Source organism: Lysinibacillus sp. ZYM-1, assembly GCF_001308875.1.
Lineage (GTDB): Bacteria > Bacillota > Bacilli > Bacillales_A > Planococcaceae > Lysinibacillus.
In genome coordinates, this window is sequence record NZ_KQ465186.1 from 1 (window position 1) to 515 (window position 515).

Here is a 515-nt window from a genome sequence, read left to right on the forward strand (position 1 = left end):
ACCGCCATTTATTTTAAAATATGGGTCAGTAGCTCAGTTGGTAGAGCATTAGATTGAAGCTCTAAGTGTCGGCGGTTCGATTCCGTCCTGACCCATCATTTATGCGGGTGTAGTTTAATGGTAAAACCTCAGCCTTCCAAGCTGATGTCGTGAGTTCGATTCTCATCACCCGCTCTCTAAGGGCCTATAGCTCAGCTGGTTAGAGCGCACGCCTGATAAGCGTGAGGTCGATGGTTCGAGTCCATTTAGGCCCACCATTATTCCGAAGTAGCTCAGTTGGTAGTAGCACCTGACTGTTAATCAGGTTGTCGCAGGTTCGAGTCCTGCCTTCGGAGCCATTTTTTTGTGGGGAAGTACTCAAGAGGCTGAAGAGGCGCCCCTGCTAAGGGTGTAGGTCGGGTAACCGGCGCGAGGGTTCAAATCCCTCCTTCTCCGCCATTGGCCCGTTGGTCAAGTGGTTAAGACACCGCCCTTTCACGGCGGTAACACGGGTTCGAATCCCGTACGGGTCATAC

6 tRNA genes are annotated in these 515 nt (G+C 51.8%); all 6 read left to right on the forward strand.

What is annotated here, in order from left to right:
- Positions 1 to 22 precede the first annotated feature (22 nt).
- Positions 23 to 95, forward strand: a tRNA-Phe gene (locus AO843_RS23820).
- Positions 96 to 103: 8 nt separating this feature from the next.
- Positions 104 to 174: transfer RNA gene (locus AO843_RS23825), tRNA-Gly, on the forward strand.
- A gap of 6 nt (positions 175 to 180) precedes the next feature.
- A tRNA-Ile gene (locus AO843_RS23830) sits at positions 181 to 257 on the forward strand.
- 4 nt (positions 258 to 261) lie between these two features.
- Positions 262 to 338: transfer RNA gene (locus AO843_RS23835), tRNA-Asn, on the forward strand.
- Positions 339 to 347: 9 nt separating this feature from the next.
- Positions 348 to 438: transfer RNA gene (locus AO843_RS23840), tRNA-Ser, on the forward strand.
- A 2-nt stretch (positions 439 to 440) separates the two neighbouring features.
- A tRNA-Glu gene (locus tag AO843_RS23845) sits at positions 441 to 512 on the forward strand.
- Positions 513 to 515: the final 3 nt, after the last annotated feature.